Raw genomic sequence first — 24,573 nt, 5'->3', positions numbered from 1 at the left:
TGCAGTCATAAGATTAGACACTATAATCTGAATGGCTTTATTAGTTAGATTCATAAATAGTCATGATGACGATGCGATAAAACCTAATGGCGCCACCGGCGACGCCATTACTGCATGATTACTGAAGGTTTTTCTCTTTCAGGAAGGTAGAGACCAGATCGGCAATTTGGACGTTATTCAGATCTGAGAAGGGGAAGTGAGTGTTCCCTTTGATGCCAATTTCCGGCAGATGGATAACCGTCACGTCTCCGCCATGCTTATTCACCACATCCCGCCATTGACGGGCAACGGCCAGTCTGGCCCGCCAGCTATCCTGGGCCGGCAGGGCAGTCGGCTTATCCGGAATATTGTCGCCGTAGATGATAAGCACCGGGATTTTAGTCAGTGCCTTAAACTGCTCCAGTGGCACAGACTCCCCTTTGACAGTATCAAAGGCATTTTTGGTTGGCGGTGGGACTTCGCCTTCGGGAAAGACAAAGCTGCTGCCCGGTTCAAACGCGACTATCCCTTTTACATTGGTGTTCTTCATCGCGGTAAACCAGCCAGGGCCGCCCCCCTGAGAGTGGGTAAACAAAATCGCCGGGCCAGATTTATCCACTACCGCCGACATAGCATCTGCAATCACATTGATATCAAAGGGGCCGGTGTTGGGGGTCATCTGGCGGAAGTACTGATTTAATGCCTCTTTATCCGGGGAGAACTGTACGCCATCAAAGAGATCTGGCCAGACACCCAGACGGAACTGGTTAAACCATAACTGTTCATCCGCAACCGGTTTGACGGCACCTTCCACCATGCTGCGGCCAGCATCACCCCGACGTGGCTGATCAACCAGATAGGTCGAGAAGCCGCGGCGCAGGAAGATGTTCTGAAAACCTTCGCGACCATCTGGTGTGCTTTCCCATGTGCGGGAAGATTGCCCGGCACCGTGTAGCATCACAATGGGATATTTATGTGGGTTCTCAGGGATTTGATAGAACACCGCCGCGTGATCGCCATGGTAACTCTGGCCTGCCGGGTCTAGCGGTTTTTTCGGATCAAACTGACCCGGTGCCGTCATGACTGAGCCGCCTGCGGCAAAACTTCCCTGCGCCTGGATAACCAAGGGTTTGCTTGGTTCAGCCAATGCAGATTGCGATATTAATCCACTAACCAACATACAGGCGGCCAGTGTTTTTAGTAGATTTTTCAAGGTCATATCCTCATTGTGGGTACTGGGTATCAGTGACTTTCTCCATCCAGGTCACGGTGTTGCCATCGAGTGATTCTGAAACGGCAATATGTGTCATTGGCTCTTTTGCGGATGCGCCATGCCAGTGTTTGACACCCGGCGGTATCCACACCACATCACCGGTTTTGATTGACTGGGCCGCCCCCTGCCACTGCTGTACCCAACCAGTACCGGAAGAGACAATCAGTGTCTGCCCAAGGGGATGGGTGTGCCATGCTGTCCGTGCTCCGGCGTCAAATGAGACGGTTCCCCCGGAGATTCGCGCAGGTGTAGTGCCTTTAAAGCGCGAGTCAACTTTTGCCGTGCCGGTAAAGTACTCCGGTGCACCAATAGTAGTGGGTTGTGAGCCAGCAGGCGTGACGGTCACCGCCTCCTGCGTAGCGGCGATGGCCTGGGTGGCGGGCAGCAGAAGTGCCGCCAGTGTGATGAGGAGAATTTTCATATCGATTCAATCCTTTACGCGAGAGATCCAATTAAGCTATTGAAGGTAAAAACTATTTCCCCTCTTTAAACACCTCTTTGGCAATGGATATCGCCGTGACTGCTGTTGGCCAGCCTGAATAGAAGGCAAGGTGAGTGATGGTTTCGACCAACTCCTCTTCAGTGACGCCGTTTTGGCGCGCCAGACGCAGATGAGAACGCAACTGGTCAGGGCGATCCATCGCCACCAGGGCGCTGACGGTCACCAGACTTCGATCACGTTTTGAGAGCTGCGGTCGCTCCCAGATATCGGCATACAGCACATCGTCAGTGAGTTGCGCCATCTTAGGGGCAATATCGCCCATTAATTGCTGCGCTCGTGACGGTTGCGCTGGCTGGTTTTTCTCGGCATCCTGCGCGGCATAGGCAGGGAGTGCAAATACTATTGATCCTGAAAATGCTATGGAGCTACAAAAAGCACACTGCTGAATAAATTTTTTCATCATCTTCTCCCTCGGTTATCGGCCCTATAAAAAAGGGCGGTATATATCAGTAACGATAAATTGAGTTTACGGGATGATTGATGTCATCAGGCTGACGGTTCACTGACATGTCTGTCAGAATGGCGGTTAAAATCAGGTTGATTAAAGGTGGTGATCTCCGCCGGCTCACTGCCGACGGCGAGAGTCAGACCGAAGGTATTAATCCCATTTTCACTACTGGCAAACACCTCTCCCCGATGCATTATTGCCACCGCTCTGACAATGGAAAGCCCGAGTCCATGGTGGGTGGCACTGTGGCTACGGGCAGTATCCACGCGATAAAAACGCTCAAATAACCGTTTTAGATGTTCAGCCGCAATAGGCTCGCCGATATTGGCGACGGCAATAGACGCAAGATTGTTTTGCTGGGTGATCCTCACGGTGACCGTGGTGTTGGGTGCGGCATGGCGGGCGCTGTTCTCCAGCAGATTTGCCAGCGAGCGGTGGAATAGTCGGCGATCAATCCGTGCGGTGATATCCCCGACGACCTGAATAGAGAGGTTTTTTTCTGCAAATGATGGCTCGACGTACTCTGTGGTTTTGTAGGCCTCTTCCCGCAGAGAGACGGCAGTTAATTGGGTGGCATGTTCGCCAGCCTGAGCATGAGAAAGAAACAGCATGTCGTTGACGATAGAGGTCATGCGCTCAAGCTCCTCCAGATTAGAGGCCAGTAAATCCTCCAGCTCCTGAGTGTCACGTGGACGTGATAGAGCCAACTGGGTCTGGCCCATCAGATTGGTCAGCGGGGTTCTCAGCTCATGTGCCACATCGGCATTAAAGCTCTCAAGTTGCCGCCAGGCGATCTCCTGCCGCGCCAGTACGCCATTGAAGGCGACGGCCAGCTTTTGCAACTCATCAGGTAGCGTCGCGGTATCCAGACGTTGCCCATGATTGCCCGGGGCGAGGTGATGGGCCTGACTACTGAGTTTGTTGACCGGGCGCATGCCGATTCGGGCAATGACAAAGCCCAGCAGCGCTACCAGCGAGACGCCAATCGCGATAATAATAATCAGCGTGCGGGTAAATTCATTCAGGGTGCCCATATAGGGGGTGGAATCGATAGCAACGACATAGCGCAGTGCGGGGCGCTCACCGGCGGCCGGAATCTCCGACATTAGCAAAAATAGCGAGCATGAATCTTCGGTTGCACCAGGAACTTTGCTGAATCCACTGCGCAGTGAGGCCCAGTTGACACCACTTGGCGGCGGGCCACCTATCTGAAGTTGCGGGTTATCACTGAGCAGCCAATATTGTACACGGCCGCCCTCAGTGGTGGCTAAATCGGTAAATTTGTTCGCCAGCGTCTGCCAGCCATCCAGGGTGGTGCGCGACACTATCCATGGTGCCATCAGCGACTCCCGAAAGCGCAATTCGTTATGCATCTGCTTTTGCAGTGATTCATGTAGGGAGCTTCTTAGCACAATGCCGACCACTGAAATGATCAGCACCGCGGCAAGGGCAAACATCAGCGCCAGTCGGCCTGAAATGGAACCTTTAATCATCGCCATCATCTCTATTGGGCCGGTTACTCGGGCCGGGTTTCAAGGACATAGCCCATGCCTCGTACGGTATGCAGCAGTTTGACCGGGTAGGGCGCATCCATTTTGGCCCGCAGGCGTTTTATCGCCACTTCGACGACGTTAGCATCGCTGTCAAAGTTCATGTCCCAGACCTGCTCTGCAATCATCATTTTTGACAGAATCTCTCCCTGATGTCTGGCGAGCAGGCTTAGCAGGGCAAACTCTTTTGCCGTGAGTTCAAGGCGCGCTCCACCTCGGGTGACCCGTCTCGCCAGTAGATCGAGATGCAGATCGTCAATATGCAGCTGTGTGACATCGGCACCGTCGCTGGGCCGCCGCCGCAACAACGCCTGGATGCGGGCTACCAACTCAATCAGCGAAAAAGGTTTCGGCAGATAATCATCCGCCCCATGACGCAGCCCCTTGACGCGCTCATCCACCGAACCGCGCGCAGATAACATCAACACCGGGGTTTGCTTGCTGGCCCGCAGACCTTGAAGAACACTGTACCCATCCATGCCGGGCAACATAACATCCAGCACAATCGTATCGTAATCATACTCAAGGGCCAGATATAACCCATCCGTGCCGTTGGCTGCCACATCGACAGTAAAACCCAGTTCGCTGAGTGCGCGATTGATATAGGAAGATGTCTTCTCTTCATCTTCGACCAAGAGTAGCCGCATGTCTGTTTGCCCTTTATCCATTAGGATAAGAAAAATATGATGATTTAGCTCATTATAGCGGTTCATGACCAACACTAAGCTGACATCTTCCTGACATTTTTGTCAGGAAAGTTATGGGGTCGACTGACAGAAATGTTATCTGGCGGTCATGCTGATGTCAGGGAGTTCCTTATAAACTACGATAAACCTTTACGCTCTATTTAAATATAAGTGACAAAATTTTAAATAAAAGTGAAGAGGACGGCAGAGTCGTTTTTATTATCCTATTAGGAGGTGCTCGCAAATGAAGATGAGATTATTCAACTTACTATTACTCACGGCAGTTATTAACCTATCATCAGGAGTGGTTATGGCCGCAGACTATAAATTAAATCCGTTTACATTAACCTATGACGGTGCAATTACTGAAAACGTGAAAGGCAAAGTTAATATCCATCCGGTAACTTATAAATTGAATGGTCTGGATATTTCGGCCAACGTTTATACCCCAGCGAATTATGACCCGGCAAAAAAATACCCGGCGGTGGTGGTGGCTCACCCTAATGGCGGCGTGAAAGAGCAAGTTGCCGGCCTATATGCCCAACGTCTGGCAGAACAGGGCTATATCACCATTGCTGCGGATGCGGCCTATCAGGGGGCCAGTGCTGGTCAGCCGCGCAATGTGGATAAACCGGCCTATCGTATTGAAGATATTCACGGTATGGCAGACTTCATCACCCAATATCCCGGGGTGGACTCTGAGCGTTTAGGTTTGTTGGGTATCTGTGGCGGTGGCGGCTATTCATTAAAAGCGGCGCAAACTGATAAGCGTTTCAGTGCTATTGCTACATTGAGCATGTTTGATTCAGGTTTAGTCAGACGTAACGGCTTTCAGGATTCACAGCTCTCGACAATACAAGAGCGCTTAAAACAAGCTTCCGATGCTCGCGCACAGGAAGCGGCGGGTGGTGAAGTGACCTATATAGGGGATGCCAAACTGACCGATGAGCAGATAGCTAAACTGCCATTTGACCTGTATCGCCAAGGTTTTGAGTACTATGGCAAAACGCACGCTCACCCTAACTCAACCTTCAGATACACCGCCAGCAGTCTGCTCGACTTAATGAGATTCGATGCGGCAAGTAATATGGATTTGATTAATAAGCCGCTGCTGATGATGGCGGGTAGCAAAGCCGACTCCCTTTATATGACTGAAAAGGCCTTCAAAGGCGTGACCAATGCGAAAGATAAAGAGTTATTCCTGATTGAAGGTGCAACTCATATTGAGACCTATTGGAAACCGGAATATGTGAATCAGGCTATGGGTAAATTAGATCAGTTCTTCGGCAAAAATCTGTCGTAAGCCGAAATAGAGTCAATAAGTTATGTTGTGCCAACACTATTAATATATCGACATTTCCGATGATACTCTCTAATGCCACAACTATCATTGTGGCATTAGAGAAATATAGTTTCACACCTGTCATATGACCAGTGTTCACTGGGGGTAGGTTATCATTGCGGTCCATTTAGGTATGCACTGGAAAATGCTCGCCAACTTTTTTAGCAGAATCTGGCATATCTCGCCGCACTCTTTTTGGGCAACATGGTTCATGCCCGCTATCTCCCTCAGCATTGCAGCCTATGGTTTTTATGCGTTTATTGAGCGGGGCATGCTGCCTTATTTACTCATGCAGGTAGATTTTGCATTTTTTGATTTTGAACAATCGAAAACACGGTTCTATCTGGACTTCCTGGCGATGACAGTGCTATTTGCTTACCTGACGCGGTTTTTATTGTGGCTAATGATATTCACAGTAAAGAAGTTAAAAACCACGGTATTAAATCTTGCACTGAGGCGCTTATAAGTGATGAGCATTATTGAAGCTGAATAGTCACTCCAGCAAGCCGACTGCTGCGCTCCTCACCATTTAAAACTGCGCTGCCACGAGATATTCTGAGACCCGATGAAAAATCCACGCAATTGCGTGGATTTTATGGATTTGGTCACTCTACGTGAGATTCAATAAAACCTCATGAGACAGCAAAAACTATTTAGACGTTAAATAAGAAGTTCATCACGTCGCCATCTTTTACGATGTAATCCTTACCTTCTGAACGCATTTTCCCCGCCTCTTTCGCGCCTTGTTCACCTCTGTAGGTGATGAAATCATCAAAGGCGATAGTTTGAGCGCGGATAAAGCCTTTTTCGAAGTCGGTATGAATTTTACCGGCAGCTTGTGGCGCGGTTGCACCTACAGGGATAGTCCAGGCACGGACCTCTTTGACACCGGCAGTGAAGTAGGTTTGCAGATTCAGTAATTCATAACCGGCACGAATAACACGGTTCAGACCTGGCTCTTCAATACCCAACTCAGCCATAAACTCTGCGCGGTCTGCGTCTTCCAGTTCAGCAATATCAGATTCAACAGCGGCGCAAACAGCAACCACGACAGAACCTTCTGCTGCGGCAATAGCACGGACCTGATCCAGATACGGGTTATTTTCGAAGCCATCTTCATTGACGTTGGCAATGTACATGGTTGGTTTCAGTGTCAGGAAGCTCAAATAACGGATCGCCGCTTTATCTTCATCAGTCAGATTTAATGCCCGCAACATGCCCGCATTCTCTAAATGTGGCAGACATTTTTCCAGCGCTTCCAGTTCAGCTTTAGCGTCTTTATCGCCGCCTTTAGCTCTCTTCTGAACCCGATGCATGGCGCGTTCGCAAGCTTCCAGATCAGAAAGTGCCAGCTCAGTATTGATGGTATCAATATCATCAGCCGGATCAACTTTCCCTGCTACGTGGATAATATTGTCATTCTCAAAACAGCGCACCACGTGACCAATCGCTTCGGTCTCACGGATATTGGTCAGGAATTGGTTACCCAGACCTTCGCCTTTGGATGCCCCTTTAACCAGGCCCGCGATATCAACAAATTCCATGGTCGTTGGCAAGATACGTTGTGGTTTAACAATCTCAGCCAGTTGGTCCAGACGCGGGTCCGGCATTGGCACCACACCCGTATTGGGTTCAATGGTGCAGAACGGGAAGTTAGCGGCTTCGATGCCCGCTTGTGTCAACGCGTTGAACAGGGTGGATTTACCAACGTTAGGCAGGCCCACAATACCGCATTTGAATCCCATGTTTTATATCACCTTAAATAACTTAAAAATCAACTCGTTAGGGTTAACAGGTTGATGTAATCAAAATTTATGTCGTCATTATACACATAATGATGATTTATCTCGATCATGCTGTTTCAAGGTGGGAGATGATTTCGCTTTGATGACGGATAGGTGATTGATTTTTCTAACTCTGCGTCCGAGATCACGCTTCTGCCATCTGAAGTTTTCTGACGGATGTCCGATAACTAGTGATTACTATCTGCATATTGAGTTTGGATTATCCCAATGGAAATGAGCATCTATAAGTGGCTAGTGGTGATTTTGCTAGGGGGGATGGTCGGCATTGTAGGAATGCGGTTTTTAACGGCAGATATTGAACCCGCCGGGCCTGGCTTTGCCCAATTGATTGATCAATATGGCGTAGAAATAGAAAACCAATCGGGCAAAAGCGTCAGATATGTGGGCTACAAGAAGAACAGACTATATGAGGATTTTGACAGCATTCAGCTGAAATTTACCGCTACAACCGACAAATTTGAGCGCAGTCACGAGTTGTCAGAAAATAAGAGAAAGGCGGTGGCATGGGATACGCTTTTTTGTACTGATAGACTCAGCGATATTGCTGATGAATATGATGGTAAGAGCACTAATTTTCTTGGTCAAGTGAGAGTGATTATTTCAGGTGTCGTATTAACCAGTGAGGGGCAGCAGGGAATTAATGCCCTGTGCAATAAGGGTGAATGAGGCAATAAACTGCGTAATGTGAAAGAGCCGCTCCCCGGCTTATTTATAGGCATCCGCTGAGGAGTCGGTAAGGTTTTATACGCCAGCCTTGAAGGAGTGCAGGCGATTCATCGCCTTAGTGATATCCTCCTTCATCAGTACTTCAGTACAGCGGATAGCTTCGTCAATGGCCTCGTCAATTAACAGCTGTTCGCTCGCCGGTGGTTTACCCAGCACAAAACCGACAACTTTGCTTTTATCCCCTGGATGGCCAATACCAATGCGTAAACGATAGAAATTAGGGTTGTTGCCCAGTTTGCTCTGAATATCTTTCAGGCCGTTATGACCGCCGTTGCCGCCGCCCAATTTCAATTTTGCCGCGCCCGGTGGGATATCCAGCTCATCGTGGGCGACTAAGATCTCTTCAGGCTGGATACGATAAAATCCCGCCATCGCCACCACGGCTTTGCCACTGAGATTCATAAATGTAGAGGGTACCAGCAAGCGAACATCCTGACCTGCCAGGTTTAACCGTGCGGTATAACCGAAGAATTTAGCTTCTTCTTTCAGTGATTGATTATGGCGTTCAGCCAATAAATCCACATACCAGGCACCGGCGTTGTGGCGGGTTTGGGCATATTCAGCGCCAGGGTTTGCCAGCCCAACGATTAATTTAATACTGCTCACGTCGTCATTCGCTATTACTCAAGGAATTTAAGTGTCACAGTTTACCTGTCATGGCGTGTAATGACAAAGTTGATATCCTTGCTACCGGTAGTGGTAGGGGGCGATTATTTAACGGTAACGCCAAATTTTTGGCTATATTTGCGAATGTGCAGATGTCGACGTAGCTAAATTAATTGAGTGAACTGATAATAATTATTAGTAATGTTAATAATCACCTTTTGGTATAATTCAATTTCAATGCTAAATGTTTGGAAAGTGTAAAGATTTGTTGGATTATATTTGCCAGTTGTGATCGCAAGCGCAATACCTTCCTCGCTAGCCTGACTATACTGAGTTATTAAGTGGAGATGAATAATCGCATTAAGCAAGCAGTTTCAAGGCTCGGCTGAGTGATTATTTATTGGCAACCCAGAGTGGAGGTGGCATATGAAACGTAAAAGCGCTGCAAGGCTAGGTAATGTGCTGATGGGATTGGGTTTGGTGACTATGGTGGTTGGGGTAGGTTACTCAATCCTGACTGAAGTCACCCAACTTGGCTTACCGCAATTCTTTGCCCATGGTGCTGTAATGAGTATTTTTGTGGGTGCACTGTTATGGTTGGTGGGCGCCCGTATCGGTGGCCGTGAAGAAGTTGCAGACCGCTATTGGTGGGTTAAGCACTTTGATAAACGTTGCAATCGTAATCAACGTCACTCATAGCCACTGGCTATAAAATGGCTAGCGGTTATAAAACAGCTATCAGTTATTGAGTTACGACCCTATAGGTAACGTAGCCAATATTGCAGTAGCAAATTGAAACCTGTCTGCTCAGTTTTTCATTGAGCTGATGTGCAGGAGGGGTAAATGACGGCTCAAAAATCCATTGGTCAAGGAAACATTGATCAAGGAAATATTGATCAAGAGTAGAAAACCCGTTGTCGCATCTGCTTCAACGGGTTTTTCTTTATCTGCATCAGTTCAGTTATTGCATTATATCAACGAGTGACAAACATCCCACGCAATGCCCGCTAAGCGGCTCATCACAGTAATAGCCTAACGGCCAACTGCGGCCAAACAGCACCGCAGAAATGTTCATAGCCCGATAGTGATTAATGCTCAAACATCGCAGAGATCGACTCTTCATTGCTGATACGGCGGATGGCTTCAGCCAACATGCCAGACAGCGTCAGAGTACGTACATTTTTCAATGCTTTGATTTCAGCTGATAGCGGAATGGTGTCACACACAATCACTTCGTCAATAACGGAGTGTTTGATGTTCTCAACCGCATTGCCAGAGAAGATCGGGTGAGTTGCGTATGCGAATACACGCTTGGCACCACGCTCTTTCAAGGCTTCAGCTGCTTTACATAACGTGCCACCGGTATCGATCATATCGTCAACCAATACACAGTCACGACCCGCAACGTCACCAATGATATGCATCACCTGAGAAACGTTAGCGCGCGGACGGCGTTTGTCGATAATCGCCATATCAGTATCGTTCAGCAGTTTTGCAATGGCTCTGGCGCGGACCACGCCGCCGATGTCTGGAGAGACAACAATTGGGTTTTCCAGATTCTGCTGCAACATATCTTCCAGCAGGATTGGGCTACCAAATACGTTATCAACCGGAACATCAAAGAAGCCTTGGATCTGTTCAGCATGAAGATCCACTGTCAATACGCGGTCAACCCCAACACTTGAGAGGAAGTCTGCAACAACTTTGGCAGTGATGGGGACACGGGCAGAGCGCACACGGCGATCCTGACGAGCGTACCCAAAGTAAGGAATAACAGCAGTAATACGTCCTGCGGAGGCGCGACGCAGGGCATCAACCATGACAACCAGTTCCATCAGGTTATCGTTCGTGGGTGCGCAGGTGGACTGGATGATGAAAATATCACCACCGCGTACATTTTCGTTGATTTGCACGCTCACTTCGCCGTCGCTAAAACGACCTACAGCGGCGTCACCAAGACTGGTGTACAAACGGTTGGCAATACGTTGTGCTAGTTCCGGGGTGGCGTTACCAGCAAAAAGCTTCATATCAGGCACGAGAAGAACCTCAGGCATGCGTCCAGAGAAGATATTGTCAGATCAGTAATCAGGGGCGACTATTCATACTGATTGCAATATACATACGGGTATTTAAAGCCAAAACACAGTGATAACCATCATCATTCAAGTTGCAGATGAGCCAGCTGCTCTCGCGTGCCGCTCTTCTACATTATGAAATCTATCCGGTACAAACAGCATTATGAACCGGCTTTCAATCAAGTGAGACAGGTATTTTCAGAACCCAAGGTCAGTGGGGCCATGACTTCGACCTTACATAACGCTGTAAATCGTTATCTGCGCTCACAACTTTCAAATTTCCCAGAGCGGAAACCATGCAGTGGCGAAACATTCACACCACGAGCGACAAAACCGTGCAACCACTCCGGGGCAATACTTAACACCTGCCGGGCTGATGACTCAGTGTCGAATTCTGCAAACACACAAGCACCTGTTCCGGTAAGGCGTGACGGTGCGTATTCTAACAGCCATGAAAGAGCCTGTTCAACCTCGCGAAAACGTTTTCTTGCGATCGGTTCGCAATCATTTGCGTAAGGAGTGCTTAAAAGCGCCGCCAGCGGGCGAACTGGCGTATTTCTTTTTAATTCAGGATCGGAAAAAATAATGGGTGTTGGGATGCTTACACCGGGGTGCGCCACCAAATACCACTTCTCCGCAGGTGTTGCTGGCTGCAATTTTTCGCCAATGCCCTCGGCAAAGGCGGCATGTCCGCGTACAAATACCGGGACATCGGCACCTAATGTCAGCCCAATAGTGGCTAACTCTTCATCAGATAAGCCACATTGCCACAGGGTATTGAGCGCGACTAGCACGGTTGCGGCATTGGAAGAACCGCCCCCCAAACCGCCCCCCATCGGCAGACGTTTATCAATACTGATATCCGCCCCCCGTGCTGTTTTGGTCGCGCGGGGCTGTTTTTGTAGCAATCTTGCGGCTCGGACTATCAAGTTCTGCTCGTTTTCCACACCCGCTATCGGCGTCAATAGGCGAATTTGGTCGTCATCGCGCGGCACAATCGTCAGTTCGTCGCCATAATCGAGAAACTGAAACAGTGTTTGTAATTGATGATAGCCATCGGCGCGTTGCCCGGTGATATAAAGAAATAGATTCAGTTTTGCCGGTGACGGCCACCGATGTTGGTTTGCGCTAACCATGTTATTTGACAGTCCAGTTATCCATTTTCAGTTTGATACGTTGCCCACCTTGGCTCAGTTCCATACGGCTAGGCAGTGCTGGTGTCACCTGCGTATTGTACTCCTGATAATCCACCGTCCAGGTCACCCCCGCCTGGGTGTAAGTCAGCTGTTTCAGGCGATACTTATCGTCGAGTGTGAAATCGGTAGTCTCCCCAGGCAAGCCGAGAATCCATTGACGCAGGCTATCCAATGGAATAGCCATGCCGGTCAATTTCTGAATCATCTCTTGCGGATTGTCACTGACGTAGCGTTTGCCCTGATTATCGGTCAACTGAGTTACACCCGGCTGTACCACCAACTCTAACTCAGTGCTACCTAACGGATTGGTCAGCAGCAGGCGATAACGCTCTGGCGCGGTTTGTTGCCAGAAGAAGCGGGCATAGACTTTTTGTTTTTCAGAGATATAAGCGAAAGCGCCACGGGTCTGGAATTGGCTGAGTTGCTGTAGTTGTTGTTCATGCTGACGCCATTGTGGCGATGTCGGGCTGGTCGCAGGGCCTGTCGGCGGCGTGGTGCTACAGGCTGCCAGCAGCAGAGTAGCTAAAGGAAGTAAGCGATAAAAACTGATTTTGCGCTGCGGCATATGGGTATAAATCCTATCGGCCGCCGGGTTTGCACTGGCGGCACATTTCTGATGGAGCACTATGTTTCTCATTGGGCAATATAGTGTAAAGCAAATCCTGTTGATGCGCTGTAAACAGGCAATATTGCTGCTCACGCTAACGGCCTAACGGCGGAGCGTCAATATCTTGTTCGATTTTGTACAGCATATAATCAAATTCTGAGCATAATTTGGGATAATACTTAGGATGATGCACTGCGCCTTTTATTGATCTCGCGCATCAAGTAGAATGCGGTTCAGACGAGAATCCATACTAACATCAGTATTACTCGAAGCCGTTCCCATGACTCTGCTTGCATTAGGCATTAACCACAAAACCGCTCCTGTATCGTTACGTGAACGGGTGACATTTTCACCGGAATCGATCGATCAGGCACTTGCTAGCTTGCTCCAACAGCCGTTGGTGCAGGGCGGTGTCGTATTGTCTACCTGCAACCGAACCGAGCTTTACCTCAGCGTCGAGCAACAAGAAAATCTGCACGAACAACTTATCGCCTGGCTGTGTAGCTATCATAAGCTCAGCCCGGACGAAGTGAAAAAAAGCCTCTACTGGCACCATGGTAATGACGCGGTCAGCCACTTGATGCGCGTCGCAAGTGGCTTGGACTCTCTGGTATTAGGGGAGCCACAAATTCTGGGGCAGGTGAAAAAAGCCTTTGCTGAGTCTCAGCGCGGCCAATCGCTATCTGGCGAGTTGGAGCGTTTGTTCCAGAAATCCTTCTCGGTGGCTAAGCGGGTTCGGACTGAAACTGAAATTGGTGCCAGCGCGGTTTCGGTGGCTTTTGCCGCCTGTACGTTGGCGCGGCAGATATTTGAATCTCTGTCTGAGCTGAATGTATTGCTGGTCGGCGCGGGTGAAACCATTGAGCTGGTGGCTCGCCATCTCCGTGAGCATCAAGTCAAACATATGATTATCGCCAACCGTACCCGTGAGCGAGCACAAGCACTGGCGACGGAAGTGGGCGCTGAAGTCATTACCTTGCCAGAAATTGACGCCCGTCTGGCTGATGCTGACATCATTATTAGTTCTACCGCCAGCCCGCTGCCAATTATTGGTAAAGGGATGGTGGAGCGCGCGCTGAAAAGCCGCCGCAATCAGCCAATGCTGTTTGTGGATATTGCGGTGCCGCGCGATATCGAGCCGGAAGTTGGCAAACTCTCTAATGCCTATCTGTACAGTGTTGATGATTTACAAGCGATTATTCAGCACAATATGGCGCAACGTCAGGCCGCCGCGGTTCAGGCTGAGTCGATAGTGCAGCAGGAAAGTATGAATTTTATGACCTGGTTGCGTGCGCAGGGGGCGGTTGAAACCATTCGTGATTACCGCTCTCAGGCCGAACAGGTGCGCAGCGAGATGACCGCTAAAGCTTTAGCTGCCATTGAGCAGGGTGCTAATGTCGAGCAGGTGGTGAATGAACTGGCCTACAAGCTAACTAACCGCTTGATTCATGCGCCCACCAAATCCCTCCAGCAAGCCGCCAGCGATGGCGATATGGAGCGGTTGCAATTATTACGCGACAGCCTTGGGCTGGATCAGCACTAGTTTCCTCTAATTACAGGGTTTAAAACCACGGATGAAGTCTTCTATTGTTGCCAAACTGGAAGCATTACAAGAGCGCCACGAAGAAGTGTTGGCTTATCTTGGTGATGCCAGCGTCATTGCCGATCAAGACCGTTTTCGCGCGTTATCACGAGAATATGCGCAACTGACTGATGTCACTCGCTGTTTTAAAGAGTGGCGCAGTGCGCAGGAGGATATTGAAGCGGCAGAAATGATGCTGGACGATCTCGAAATGCGTGAGATGGCACAGGAAGAGCTGAAAGAGGCCAAAGCGCGCAGCGAAGAGCTGGAACAGCAGTTGCAACTGTTGCTGCTGCCGAAAGACCCTGATGATGAGCGCGACTGTTTTCTCGAGATCCGCGCGGGGACGGGGGGCGACGAAGCCGCTATCTTTGCCGGTGATATGTTCCGTATGTACAGCCGTTATGCCGAAGCCCGTCGCTGGAAAGTTGAGATTATGAGCGCCAGTGAAGGTGAGCATGGCGGTTATAAAGAGGTGATTGCTAAAGTCTCTGGCGAGGGGGCCTTTGGGCAGCTGAAATTCGAATCAGGCGGTCACCGGGTGCAACGTGTACCTGAGACTGAATCACAGGGGCGCATTCATACCTCGGCCTGTACTGTTGCCGTGATGCCCGCTATTCCTGAAGCTGAAATGCCGGAAATCAACGCCGGTGATCTGCGTATTGATACTTTCCGCTCTTCAGGGGCGGGTGGTCAGCACGTTAACACCACCGACTCGGCAATCCGTATTACCCACATTCCTACGGGGCTGGTGGTGGAGTGTCAGGATGAGCGTTCGCAACACAAAAACAAAGCTAAGGCGATGTCCGTATTGGGCGCACGTATTCGTGCTGCCGAAATGCAAAAGCGCCAACTGGCGGAGGCTTCCGAGCGCCGCAACTTGCTCGGCACGGGCGACCGCTCCGATCGCAACCGCACCTATAACTTCCCGCAGGGGCGCGTGACTGATCATCGTATCAACCTGACGCTGTACCGGCTGGATGAAGTGATGGAAGGTAAACTGGATATGTTGATCCAGCCGATTGTGCAGGAGTATCAGGCTGACCAACTCTCCGCATTATCTGAGCAAGATTAATGGATTATCAGCAGTGGCTGTCGTTAGCGGCGGCCCGTTTTAGCCAAAGTGATAGCCCGAAGCGCGATGCTGAGATTCTGTTGAGCTGGGTGACCGGGCGAGCGCGTACCTATTTATTGGCTTTCGGTGAAAGCCAATTGACTCCCGAGCAGCTAGCGGCGTTAGAGCCACTGGCCGCCCGCCGTGAGCAGGGCGAGCCGATTGCCTATTTGGTTGGTGAACGAGAGTTCTGGTCGCTACCACTGAGTGTTTCCCCCGCCACACTGATCCCACGGCCAGATACTGAATGCCTGGTCGAGCAGGCGTTGGCGCTTCTGCCCTCCACCCCTTGCCGCATTCTGGATCTGGGCACCGGTACTGGTGCTATCGCCCTGGCCTTAGCCAGCGAGCGGCCAGATTGCGCGGTGGTTGGCGTGGACATTAAAGCCGATGCTGTTGCGCTGGCACGGCATAACGCCGAGAAACTCGCGCTAGAGAATGTCGATTTTCTGCAAAGCAGCTGGTTTCAATCACTAGATGGTAAATTCACGCTGATCGCCAGTAATCCTCCCTATATCGATGCCAATGACCCCCATCTTAGTGAAGGGGATGTCCGCTATGAACCGCAGAGCGCGTTAGTCGCAGCGGCTGAAGGAATGGCTGACTTGGCTGACATTATTCGTCAGGCCCCGGATTATCTGGAGCAGGGCGGCTGGTTAGTGTTAGAGCATGGCTGGCAGCAGGCGCAGGCGGTACAAAAACACCTTAAAAAAGCGGGTTTTAGTGCTGTAATTACCCATAAAGATTATGGTAATAATGATCGTGTTACTTTGGGGCAATGGGCGTGTCATTAAGCAGAATAAAATAAGGAAGCAACAGTCATGTGGGTCGATTATCTCGCCATGAAGTATTTGCATTTACTCACCGTGGTCATCAGCATTACGCTGTTTGTATTACGTTTCTTCTGGAAATGTCGCGGTTCAGCTATGATGGACAAACGCTGGGTGAAAATAACGCCGCATATCAATGATACGCTGCTGTTTGGCAGTGGCATTATACTGATCTTTATAACCGGTTTTTATCCTTTCAGTCCGCAAGGAACATGGCTGACTGAAAAGCTATTTGGCGTTATTATCTATATCCTGCTTGGCTATGTTGCATTAGGTAAGCGAACTCGCAGCCAGAGTCGTCGCTGGCTTGCCTTTATACTCGCATTGGGTTGCCTCTATTTGATTGCCAAACTGGCAACAACTAAGTTACCACTGCTGATGGGATATTTATGAGTAGTATTGCTGATTTCGAATTTAACAACGCGTCCCTGTGTGATGGGGTGTTACTGGTTACCCAGGAGATTCGACACGATTTTCCACTGGCTGAAGTACGCAACCAACTGCAACAGCTGGTCGATGATGCGCGGGCGGCTATGCCTGCCGATCTCAATCAGGATCAGCAATTAGAAGTGCTTATCGATCTGTTTTACCGCCAGTGGAAATTTGGCGGCGCAGGTGGCGTTTACCGCCTCTCCGATGCTATTTGGCTGGATAAAGTCCTGGATAAGCGCCAGGGAACGCCGGTGTCGCTGGGGGTGATTTTCCTCTATATCGCCCATCAACTGGATTTGCCTTTAATGCCAGTTATCTTTCCAACTCAATTAATCCTTCGTGCTGATTGGCTGGACGAAGAGATGTGGCTAATTAACCCGCTAAACGGCGAAACACTGAACGAGCATATGCTGGAAGTGTGGATCAAAGGTAATTTAGGGTTAAGTGCCGAATTGGAAGATGAAGATTTAGAAGAGGCGGAAAATACCATTATTGTCCGCAAAATGCTCGATACGCTGAAAGCCGCATTAATGGAAGAGAAGCAGATGGAGCTGGCATTACGTGCCAGTGAAGCGGTATTGGCATTTGACCCCGATGATCCCTATGAGATTCGTGACCGTGGCCTGATCTATGCCCAGTTGGATTGCAATCACATCGCTATCTCTGATTTAAGCTATTTTGTCGAACAGTGCCCGGAAGACCCGATCGCTGAAATGATAAAAATGCAGATCCACTCCATTGAGCAACAGCGGGTAACATTGCACTGATTTTTTTCGACAGTGGGGGTGTCGCAGCGGCTAGATAACAGCCAGCATTTACCGCCCTTGGCGGTAGAGATAACCTGCTGTAATTAATCTCGATTTACCCTTTATAAAGGTATTAGTATGAAACAGAAAGTGGTTAGCATTGGCGATATCAACGTAGCGAACGACCTGCCTTTCGTGCTGTTCGGCGGCATGAATGTGCTTGAGTCTCGTGATCTGGCGATGCGCATCTGCGAGCATTACGTCACCGTGACCCAAAAACTGGGTATCCCTTACGTGTTTAAAGCCTCGTTCGACAAAGCCAACCGTTCTTCAATTCACTCTTACCGTGGCCCCGGCCTGGAAGAGGGGATGCGAATTTTCCAAGATTTGAAACAACAATTTGGCGTAAAAATCATCACCGACGTCCATGAAGCCAGCCAGGCACAACCGGTATCCGAAGTGGTCGACGTTATCCAACTGCCCGCTTTCCTGGCTCGCCAAACTGATTTAGTTGAAGCCATGGCGCGTACTGGCGCGGTGATCAACGTCAAGAAACCTCAGTTCGTCAGCCCTGGTCAAATGGGCAATATCGTCGAGAAATTCAAAGAAGCGGGTAACGATCAGGTGATTCTTTGCGATCGTGGTAGCAACTTTGGTTATGACAATCTGGTGGTTGATATGTTGGGTATCAATGTGATGGTGCAAGCCACTGGCGGCCATCCAGTGATCTTCGACGTGACCCATGCGCTGCAATGCCGTGACCCATTTGGTGCGGCATCAGGTGGTCGCCGTGCTCAAGTGGCTGAACTGGCCCGTGCCGGTATGGCGGTAGGTTTGGCGGGGCTGTTTATTGAAGCTCACCCAGAGCCAAACAGCGCCAAGTGCGACGGCCCGTCAGCACTGCCATTAGCTAAACTGGAGCCGTTCCTGGTTCAGATGAAAGCTATCGACGATTTGGTGAAGAGTTTCCCTGAGCTGGATACCAGCAAATAATATCTGGCATCACTGATGTTGAGTATTGCGCTATAAGTCGAATGATTGAAAAGGCAGCTATTGAGGCTGCCTTTTTTGAGCGCGGTAACCGCTATTTTGAATATAGCGCTTCCAGCGCTTCCGGCAGGGTGCCGTAGAAACTCAGCTTGCCCTCAATAGGCTGCACTCTGGCTCTTGCTAGCGTCTTCAGTGGCTGGAAAGGGATATCGGTGATGATGAGCTGCTGCTCATTGCTCAGGGCCTCAGTGAAGCGCAGAAACGCATTTAAGCCACCGGCATCCAAAACCGGCACCGCATCCCATTGCAGAATAATGGTCTGGTAATGCTCACTCCGGCCCCGCAACTCGTTAAATATCCGCTCAGCCGCTGCGAAGAACAGTGGCCCGTTCACCCGTAAGATTAATGTTTTCTCATCAACCGCCGCCGGTATTTCACTCAACCGCGTCATTCGCGCAATGCGCCGCATAAACAGCAGTGAGGCCAACACAATACCGACCGTGATAGCAATCACCATGTCGAATAACACGGTCAGACTCATGCACAGCAACATCACGATAATGTCGTCTTTTGGCCCTCGGCGCAGCAGATCAACAACTTTATGTGCCTCACTCATGTTCCAGGCCACAATCAGCAGCAGCGAGGCCATCGCAGCCAAAGGGAGATAAGAGAGCATCGGGGCCAGCACCAGTAAGGCCAGCAGCACCAGCAGGGCATGGACAATGGCTGACACGGGTGAGGTGGCACCGGCGCGGACATTTGCCGCAGAGCGGGCAATAGCCGCTGTGGCGGTGATCCCACCAAAGAATGGCGCAATCATATTTCCCAATCCCTGACCCACTAACTCACTGTTTGAGTGATGCTTTTGCCCAGTCATTCCATCAAGCACCACCGCACATAATAGTGACTCAATCGCCCCCAACATTGCCATCGAAAAAGCGGCCGGCAGCAAGGCGGAAAGTGTCGCCCAGTTCAAGACAAAATCCTGCCCATTGGCGGCAGGAAGATGCCAGGGCAAGACAAATTGTGGCAGGATGGGGGGAATGCCATGGCCCTGAGTGCCATCGGCCAGCAAATAGCCAAATCGTGAACCAATAGTCGCGACCTGATGATCAAACAGTGATAACAGACCCATCACAGCAGTGCCGGCAACAAGCGCAGGTAAGTGACCCGGTAACTTTAATTTTAACCGGGGCCAGAGAATCAATACCAGCAGCGTAACAGTAGCAATTAAGGTATCACTGAAGTTGATGGTTGGCAGCGCTTGCGCCAGTGCGCCAACTTTGCCGACATAATTTTCCGGCACTTCGGTTAGGTGCAAGCCAAAAAAATCCTTCACTTGCATGGTGGCAATGGTGATACCAATCCCTGAGGTGAAACCCAAGGTTACTGACAGCGGAATATATTCAATTAAGCGGCCAAGTCGCCCCAGCCCCATGCAGAGTAAAAATATGCCGGATATTAATGTCGCCAGTAATAAACCGGCCAAACCGAACTGCTGTGACACAGGATAGAGAATAACAACAAAGGCCGCCGTCGGGCCGGATACGCTATAACGGGAGCCGCCACTGACCGCAATGACAATACCGGCAATCGCTGAGGTATATAAGCCATATTGCGGCGGGACGCCACTGGCAATAGCCAAAGCCATCGCCAGCGGAATAGCAATAATACCGACAGTGACACCGGCAATTATATCTTTAACAAGTCGTTGAAGTGTATAGGTTTCTCGCCAGCAAGCGTCAATTATCGCGCTGAACGGCCTAATGCCGTTAATTCCGTGCGTTTTCATCTAAGGTGCAAACCAAATAAAGAAAAGACAAAATAAATGGCGGGCCAATAAGGGTCCGTCTCGAGTAGCAGATACACACGATACGCCAATTAGGCGGCCAATATCTAGATGTATATCAATCTCTGTCGGAATTGAGAAAAGACGCGCTTTTAAAAAGGGCATTAAGTGAACAGTTACATTGCCGGTAGGTGAACTTCTCATCCGGATAAATGAAAAGTGACTATTATCCTCGCTAGCTATCTCTTTTACCCCCAAATAGCAGAAACTGAATATTAAACCGCAAGAAGAAGATGATACCGTATTAGGCGGAGGAGTTATGAGGCTAAACAATATCTTGTTACCTGGCGATATTGGCAAAACTCATCATCAAATTATTCCGGAATAAAGCCTGTTTCGCAGCTAAGATTTAGGTTAGAAACTATTGCCATTATCCATGCTCAATGTTTAGGAATTCCGATGAATAATTTCAGTCTAAATTATAATTTAACATTAATGGGAAATCGGTCACGTCAATGTTGGTTAAAATCAACAGTGAAAATTCAAAGGACTGACGCTACGCCATGAGTGAATTAGAATCTCTGTCAACGCTATATCGGGATGCTTGTGTCACTTATGCGACCCTCTCTATTAGTTATTTTGCTTTAAGTAAAAATAGTGCCTTCTCCTATCATGGGGATGTCTGGAAACGTGTTGTATTCGGTCTGGTGGCGGGGCTGGTTTCGCTCTACCTCAATCAAGATCAGTGGATTATTTCCGGTTCATTTTTTTACAGTTTTGAATTGATCCCAATCGTTTTGGTTACTTTTTATGGTGGTTGGCTGAGTGGCTTAACGGCATTGGTGATAAATTATTTTTTTACCGGGTGGTTTACACTAGATAATGCATTAATAACAATAATGTTTATTCCACTTTTACTCGCCAAAGTATGGGAGAAAAAGAGTAATCGCATTTTTTACACCACAATTATCTCAATTGCCATTTATCGCATAATCGTCGCTGTTCTATTTGTTCCGAATGAACTGCTCTGGACTCAAATTGTGGTGTATCAACTGATTTCTGCCTTCTGTTTAGCTATTTGCTACCACGCATTGAATTTTAAAGAGCGCCATATTTACGCCTATTTTGCGATGAAAAATCGGGCTAATATCGACAAATTAACCCAATTAAATAACCGGGCCAGTGTTGATTATCGGCTGAATGCTATCCATAGCAGCCGATTGGCCTGCGGATTAATGATTCTGGATCTTGACCACTTTAAATCGGTGAATGACACCTATGGCCATGATGGCGGTGATCTGCTGCTGACTGAAGTCGGGAAGTTATTAACCTCAACCATTCGGGATGAGGATTTCGTTGGTCGCTTTGGCGGTGAGGAGTTTATTGTTATTACACATAGCCATGATCCGCAAGCCATCAAAGCGGTTGCTGAGCGAATTCGTCGGCGAGTAGAGAATTTAGATGTGGAATTGTCTGATGGCCGAAAAATAGAGGCCACAATTTCAATTGGTGCTTCGCTTTATTTGCCGGGCATGTCGATGCTAAAAGCAATAAAAATGACTGACGAAGCGCTTTATCAAGCGAAAAATCAGGGTCGTAATCAGGTGGTTTACAGCCGATTAATGCCATTCTCCCCTCTGGGGGACCGTATCAATAGAGAAGGGCGTCGCCGCAGATCATAGCGGTAGGGGAATGAGGTGAGTACCAAAGAAAAAGGCCCTGACTTTCGTCAGAGCCTTTCGCTCGAATATGGCGGTGAGAGAGGGGTTCGAACCCTCGATACACTTACGCGTATACACACTTTCCAGGCGTGCTCCTTCAGCCACTCAGACACCTCACCGTAAGTTGCCGCGCTATGCACTGCAACGGGGCGGTACTATAGGGATAGGTGGCTTGATGGTCAAGTAGTATTTATCCGTTGCCATTCATCTGGTTATTCTGCACCCAGATAGGATGAATCGCAGGCAAATCACCTGACCCAACGCCAATATTAGGTGTTAGCTGGCGAGCCAAAAAGAGATAAAAAAAACGGCAATCGAATCACAAATACTGGGGTAAGACACCAGACTTGCTTCAATTGCCGTTTGATTTTACTGCCGCGACACCGCGCTTTGCGCTGTAACGACTTAATATGGCGGTGAGGGAGGGGTTCGAACCCTCGATACGCTTACGCGTATACACACTTTCCAGGCGTGCTCCTTCAGCCACTCAGACACCTCACCGTGTTACTGCTATTTATTACTGCGCTTACTGCTATTAATGACTATCAACCGTGCTAAGCATGGTCGACCGGCGTAATGTAGGCAAAAGTGTGCCCAGCGTCAACCCTCTTATGTCGTCTTTGTCACTCTTTTGCTAAAGTTACAGCAGTTTGCTGATTTCATCGGCATTTCTTGCCGGTAGCACTTGCATCTGGCCGTTAATCGCGGAAATCTAATCGGTACTTTCGCAAGGAGCTGGCAAATAATGAATATTATTTTTTATCACCCGTTTTTTGAAGCAAAACAGTGGTTGTCAGGTATACAGTCTCGCTTGCCGGCTGCGAATATTCGGCAGTGGCGACGTGGTGATACCCAACCGGCAGATTATGCGCTGGTTTGGCAGCCGCCACAGGAAATGCTAGCTAAACGCACTGAACTGAAAGGAGTTTTTGCATTAGGGGCGGGGGTGGATGCTATTTTGGACCAGGAGCGTCGCCATCCGGGGACATTACCTGCCGGGGTTCCGCTGGTTCGCTTGGAGGACACCGGTATGTCCTTGCAAATGCAGGAGTATGTTGTTGCCAGTGTACTGCGCTACTTCCGCCGGATGGATGAGTATCAACTGCAACAGCAGCAGAAAATGTGGCAGCCGCTGGAGCCACATCAACACGATAAATTCACTATCGGCATTCTTGGGGCGGGCGTATTAGGCAAAAGTGTGGCCCACAAATTAGCCGAATTTGGTTTTACGGTGCGCTGCTGGAGCCGAACACCAAAACAGATTGATGGCGTGGTCAGTTTTGCCGGCCAAGAGAAGTTACCCGCCTTCATCCAGGGGACACAATTACTGATTAATCTGTTGCCGAACACCCCAGAAACAGCCGGTATTCTAAATCAATCGCTCTTTTCGCAACTGAATGCCAATGCCTATATCATCAATATTGCACGGGGAGCGCATCTGTTAGAGCGGGACTTATTAGCCGCAATGAGTGCTGGTAAAATTGCTGCGGCAACACTGGATGTGTTTGCTGAAGAGCCACTACCCCCGATGCACCCTTTCTGGAGCCATCCACGCATTACTATCACGCCGCACATTGCCGCCGTGACTTTGCCTAATGCGGCCATGGATCAGGTGGTCGCCAATATTCAGGCCATTGAGGCGGGCAGGGAGCCGCTGGGCTTGGTTGATGTGGTGCGAGGTTACTGATAAGGGCAGCCTACGAGGGGGATAGCCATTTGCCAGACCAGGTTTTTAGGCTGCTGATGAGAGGAATTCCTGCTATCATTAGCAGGCTATATTTTGCCTGCGAATAACTGTCCCCCGCGTTAAAAGACTTTGTGGAGTAGTCATGTATCCTGTTGATTTACATATGCATACCATTGCCAGTACTCATGCTTACAGCACTTTGCACGATTACATCGCCGAAGCTAAACTCAAAAATATCAAACTGTTTGCCATTACCGACCATGGCCCGGATATGGCGGATGCGCCCCATTATTGGCACTTTATGAATATGCGAGTCTGGCCGCGCCTGGTCGATGGCGTGGGCATCTTGCGGGGTATTGAAGCCAATATTAAGAATCTGGATGGTGATATTGATTGTACCGGCCCAATGCTCGATGCCATCGATCTGCTGATTGCGGGTTTCCATGAACCGGTGTTTCCGCCGCAAGACAAGGCCGCCAATACTCAGGCGATGATCGCAACGATGGCGCAGGGGAATGTGCATATTATCAGCCATCCCGGCAACCCTAAATATCCGGTTGATATTCCGGCGATAGCGCAAGCGGCGGCAAAATACCATGTTGCCCTTGAGCTGAATAACTCCTCTTTTAGCCATTCACGTAAAGGGAGTGAGCCGAATTGCCGCGCGATAGCTGAAGCTGTCCGTGATGCCGGCGGCTGGCTGGCGTTAGGTTCTGATTCCCATATCGCCTACTCATTGGGGATTTTTGAGCATTGCGAGCGTATTATCGCTGAGGTAAATTTCCCGCAAGAGCGCATTTTAAATGTCAGCCCGCGCCGTTTACTCAACTATCTTGAGATGCGGGGCCGTCCCGCCATCCCCGAATTAGCCGATTTATAAGAGAATC

The 24,573-nt window shown here is 49.4% G+C and carries 23 protein-coding genes, 2 tRNA genes and 1 pseudogene; 13 read left to right on the top strand and 13 right to left on the bottom strand.

Translation table 11 applies throughout. The features are described 5' to 3' along the window. Positions 1 to 118: 118 nt before the first annotated feature. From HRK25_RS17120 to HRK25_RS17100, 5 genes are all read right to left on the bottom strand, one after another. Complete coding sequence (locus HRK25_RS17120) at positions 119 to 1,192, bottom strand: alpha/beta hydrolase (RefSeq protein ID WP_032896897.1); 1,074 nt, start codon at positions 1,190 to 1,192, stop codon at positions 119 to 121. A 10-nt stretch (positions 1,193 to 1,202) separates the two neighbouring features. After that, entirely contained in the window at positions 1,203 to 1,673 is a 471-nt protein-coding gene (locus tag HRK25_RS17115; RefSeq protein WP_005271981.1) for a (R)-mandelonitrile lyase, read from the bottom strand. 52 nt (positions 1,674 to 1,725) lie between these two features. Further along, positions 1,726 to 2,157 carry a carboxymuconolactone decarboxylase family protein gene (locus HRK25_RS17110; protein WP_005271983.1) on the bottom strand — a complete coding sequence of 144 codons (432 nt, stop codon included), beginning with the start codon at positions 2,155 to 2,157 and terminating at the stop codon, positions 1,726 to 1,728. Positions 2,158 to 2,240: 83 nt separating this feature from the next. After that, entirely contained in the window at positions 2,241 to 3,695 is a 1,455-nt protein-coding gene (locus HRK25_RS17105; protein WP_032896899.1) for a heavy metal sensor histidine kinase, read from the bottom strand. 23 nt (positions 3,696 to 3,718) lie between these two features. After that, the gene (locus tag HRK25_RS17100) at positions 3,719 to 4,399 is read right to left on the bottom strand and encodes a heavy metal response regulator transcription factor (protein WP_032896900.1); all 681 of its coding nucleotides are present in this window, start codon (positions 4,397 to 4,399) and stop codon (positions 3,719 to 3,721) included. A 283-nt stretch (positions 4,400 to 4,682) separates the two neighbouring features. Between HRK25_RS17100 and HRK25_RS17095 the strand changes: the two genes are divergently transcribed. Continuing rightward, entirely contained in the window at positions 4,683 to 5,741 is a 1,059-nt protein-coding gene (locus HRK25_RS17095; protein WP_032896872.1) for an alpha/beta hydrolase, read from the top strand. Between the two features lie 121 nt (positions 5,742 to 5,862). Beyond that, a pseudogene (locus HRK25_RS17090) lies at positions 5,863 to 6,246 on the top strand (DUF4405 domain-containing protein); the annotation flags it as partial. A 187-nt stretch (positions 6,247 to 6,433) separates the two neighbouring features. Here HRK25_RS17090 and ychF read toward each other — a convergent pair. Beyond that, positions 6,434 to 7,525, bottom strand: coding sequence for a redox-regulated ATPase YchF (gene ychF, locus HRK25_RS17085; protein WP_005271995.1), 1,092 nt, complete (start codon positions 7,523 to 7,525; stop codon positions 6,434 to 6,436). 267 nt (positions 7,526 to 7,792) lie between these two features. Between ychF and HRK25_RS17080 the strand changes: the two genes are divergently transcribed. Next, entirely contained in the window at positions 7,793 to 8,251 is a 459-nt protein-coding gene (locus HRK25_RS17080) for a hypothetical protein (protein ID WP_005271997.1), read from the top strand. 75 nt (positions 8,252 to 8,326) lie between these two features. On the opposite strand, the gene pth is transcribed toward HRK25_RS17080, so the two are convergent. Continuing rightward, positions 8,327 to 8,917 (bottom strand): aminoacyl-tRNA hydrolase, encoded by a 591-nt coding sequence (pth, locus tag HRK25_RS17075; RefSeq protein ID WP_005271999.1) that lies wholly within the window; start codon positions 8,915 to 8,917, stop codon positions 8,327 to 8,329. 426 nt (positions 8,918 to 9,343) lie between these two features. On the opposite strand from pth, the gene ychH reads away from it, so the two are divergent. Next, the gene (gene ychH, locus HRK25_RS17070; protein ID WP_005272004.1) at positions 9,344 to 9,616 is read left to right on the top strand and encodes a stress-induced protein YchH; all 273 of its coding nucleotides are present in this window, start codon (positions 9,344 to 9,346) and stop codon (positions 9,614 to 9,616) included. A gap of 389 nt (positions 9,617 to 10,005) precedes the next feature. On the opposite strand, the gene prs is transcribed toward ychH, so the two are convergent. The 3 genes from prs to lolB all read right to left on the bottom strand — a co-directional run bounded on the left by prs (position 10,006) and on the right by lolB (position 12,753). After that, entirely contained in the window at positions 10,006 to 10,953 is a 948-nt protein-coding gene (gene prs / locus HRK25_RS17065) for a ribose-phosphate diphosphokinase (protein ID WP_004390739.1), read from the bottom strand. Positions 10,954 to 11,246: 293 nt separating this feature from the next. Continuing rightward, positions 11,247 to 12,128 carry a 4-(cytidine 5'-diphospho)-2-C-methyl-D-erythritol kinase gene (gene ispE, locus HRK25_RS17060; protein WP_005272011.1) on the bottom strand — a complete coding sequence of 294 codons (882 nt, stop codon included), beginning with the start codon at positions 12,126 to 12,128 and terminating at the stop codon, positions 11,247 to 11,249. 1 nt (position 12,129) lies between these two features. Further along, positions 12,130 to 12,753: a lipoprotein insertase outer membrane protein LolB gene (gene lolB / locus HRK25_RS17055; RefSeq protein WP_032896902.1), complete on the bottom strand. Its 624-nt coding sequence runs from the start codon at positions 12,751 to 12,753 to the stop codon at positions 12,130 to 12,132. A 322-nt stretch (positions 12,754 to 13,075) separates the two neighbouring features. Here lolB and hemA point away from each other — a divergent pair, with 322 nt between their 5' ends. From hemA to kdsA, 6 genes are all read left to right on the top strand, one after another. Further along, positions 13,076 to 14,338, top strand: coding sequence for a glutamyl-tRNA reductase (gene hemA, locus HRK25_RS17050; RefSeq protein WP_005272017.1), 1,263 nt, complete (start codon positions 13,076 to 13,078; stop codon positions 14,336 to 14,338). 31 nt (positions 14,339 to 14,369) lie between these two features. Beyond that, positions 14,370 to 15,452 (top strand): peptide chain release factor 1, encoded by a 1,083-nt coding sequence (gene prfA / locus HRK25_RS17045; protein ID WP_005272020.1) that lies wholly within the window; start codon positions 14,370 to 14,372, stop codon positions 15,450 to 15,452. Beyond that, complete coding sequence (prmC, locus tag HRK25_RS17040; RefSeq protein ID WP_049602502.1) at positions 15,452 to 16,285, top strand: peptide chain release factor N(5)-glutamine methyltransferase; 834 nt, start codon at positions 15,452 to 15,454, stop codon at positions 16,283 to 16,285. The genes prfA and prmC overlap by 1 nt, the downstream gene beginning before the upstream one ends. 27 nt (positions 16,286 to 16,312) lie before the next feature. Then, positions 16,313 to 16,714 (top strand): SirB2 family protein, encoded by a 402-nt coding sequence (locus tag HRK25_RS17035; RefSeq protein ID WP_005272024.1) that lies wholly within the window; start codon positions 16,313 to 16,315, stop codon positions 16,712 to 16,714. Then, the gene (gene sirB1, locus HRK25_RS17030) at positions 16,711 to 17,520 is read left to right on the top strand and encodes an invasion regulator SirB1 (protein ID WP_032896877.1); all 810 of its coding nucleotides are present in this window, start codon (positions 16,711 to 16,713) and stop codon (positions 17,518 to 17,520) included. Before HRK25_RS17035 ends, sirB1 begins: the two co-directional genes overlap by 4 nt. A gap of 117 nt (positions 17,521 to 17,637) precedes the next feature. Next, positions 17,638 to 18,492, top strand: a complete 855-nt coding sequence (gene kdsA / locus HRK25_RS17025) for a 3-deoxy-8-phosphooctulonate synthase (RefSeq protein WP_005272030.1) — start codon at positions 17,638 to 17,640, stop codon at positions 18,490 to 18,492. Positions 18,493 to 18,583: 91 nt separating this feature from the next. Here kdsA and dauA read toward each other — a convergent pair whose 3' ends face one another. Beyond that, a complete protein-coding gene (gene dauA / locus HRK25_RS17020) occupies positions 18,584 to 20,281 on the bottom strand; it encodes a C4-dicarboxylic acid transporter DauA (RefSeq protein WP_057646772.1) in 1,698 nt (565 codons plus the stop codon). A gap of 560 nt (positions 20,282 to 20,841) precedes the next feature. Here dauA and HRK25_RS17015 point away from each other — a divergent pair. After that, a complete protein-coding gene (locus tag HRK25_RS17015; RefSeq protein ID WP_005272039.1) occupies positions 20,842 to 21,960 on the top strand; it encodes a GGDEF domain-containing protein in 1,119 nt (372 codons plus the stop codon). Between the two features lie 68 nt (positions 21,961 to 22,028). On the opposite strand, the gene HRK25_RS17010 is transcribed toward HRK25_RS17015, so the two are convergent. Then, a tRNA-Ser gene (locus HRK25_RS17010) sits at positions 22,029 to 22,118 on the bottom strand. A 292-nt stretch (positions 22,119 to 22,410) separates the two neighbouring features. Further along, positions 22,411 to 22,500, bottom strand: a tRNA-Ser gene (locus HRK25_RS17005). Positions 22,501 to 22,744: 244 nt separating this feature from the next. Here HRK25_RS17005 and ghrA point away from each other — a divergent pair. Both ghrA and HRK25_RS16995 read left to right on the top strand, forming a co-directional pair. Further along, entirely contained in the window at positions 22,745 to 23,686 is a 942-nt protein-coding gene (gene ghrA, locus HRK25_RS17000; protein ID WP_005272041.1) for a glyoxylate/hydroxypyruvate reductase GhrA, read from the top strand. A gap of 142 nt (positions 23,687 to 23,828) precedes the next feature. Continuing rightward, complete coding sequence (locus tag HRK25_RS16995; RefSeq protein WP_005272043.1) at positions 23,829 to 24,566, top strand: phosphatase; 738 nt, start codon at positions 23,829 to 23,831, stop codon at positions 24,564 to 24,566. Positions 24,567 to 24,573: the final 7 nt, after the last annotated feature.

The sequence above is a fragment of the Yersinia bercovieri ATCC 43970 genome, from assembly GCF_013282745.1.
GTDB classification, from domain to species: Bacteria; Pseudomonadota; Gammaproteobacteria; order Enterobacterales; family Enterobacteriaceae; genus Yersinia; species Yersinia bercovieri.
The sequence above is the reverse complement of the archived record's forward strand: the minus strand, read 5'-3'. Positions and strand labels throughout refer to the sequence as shown.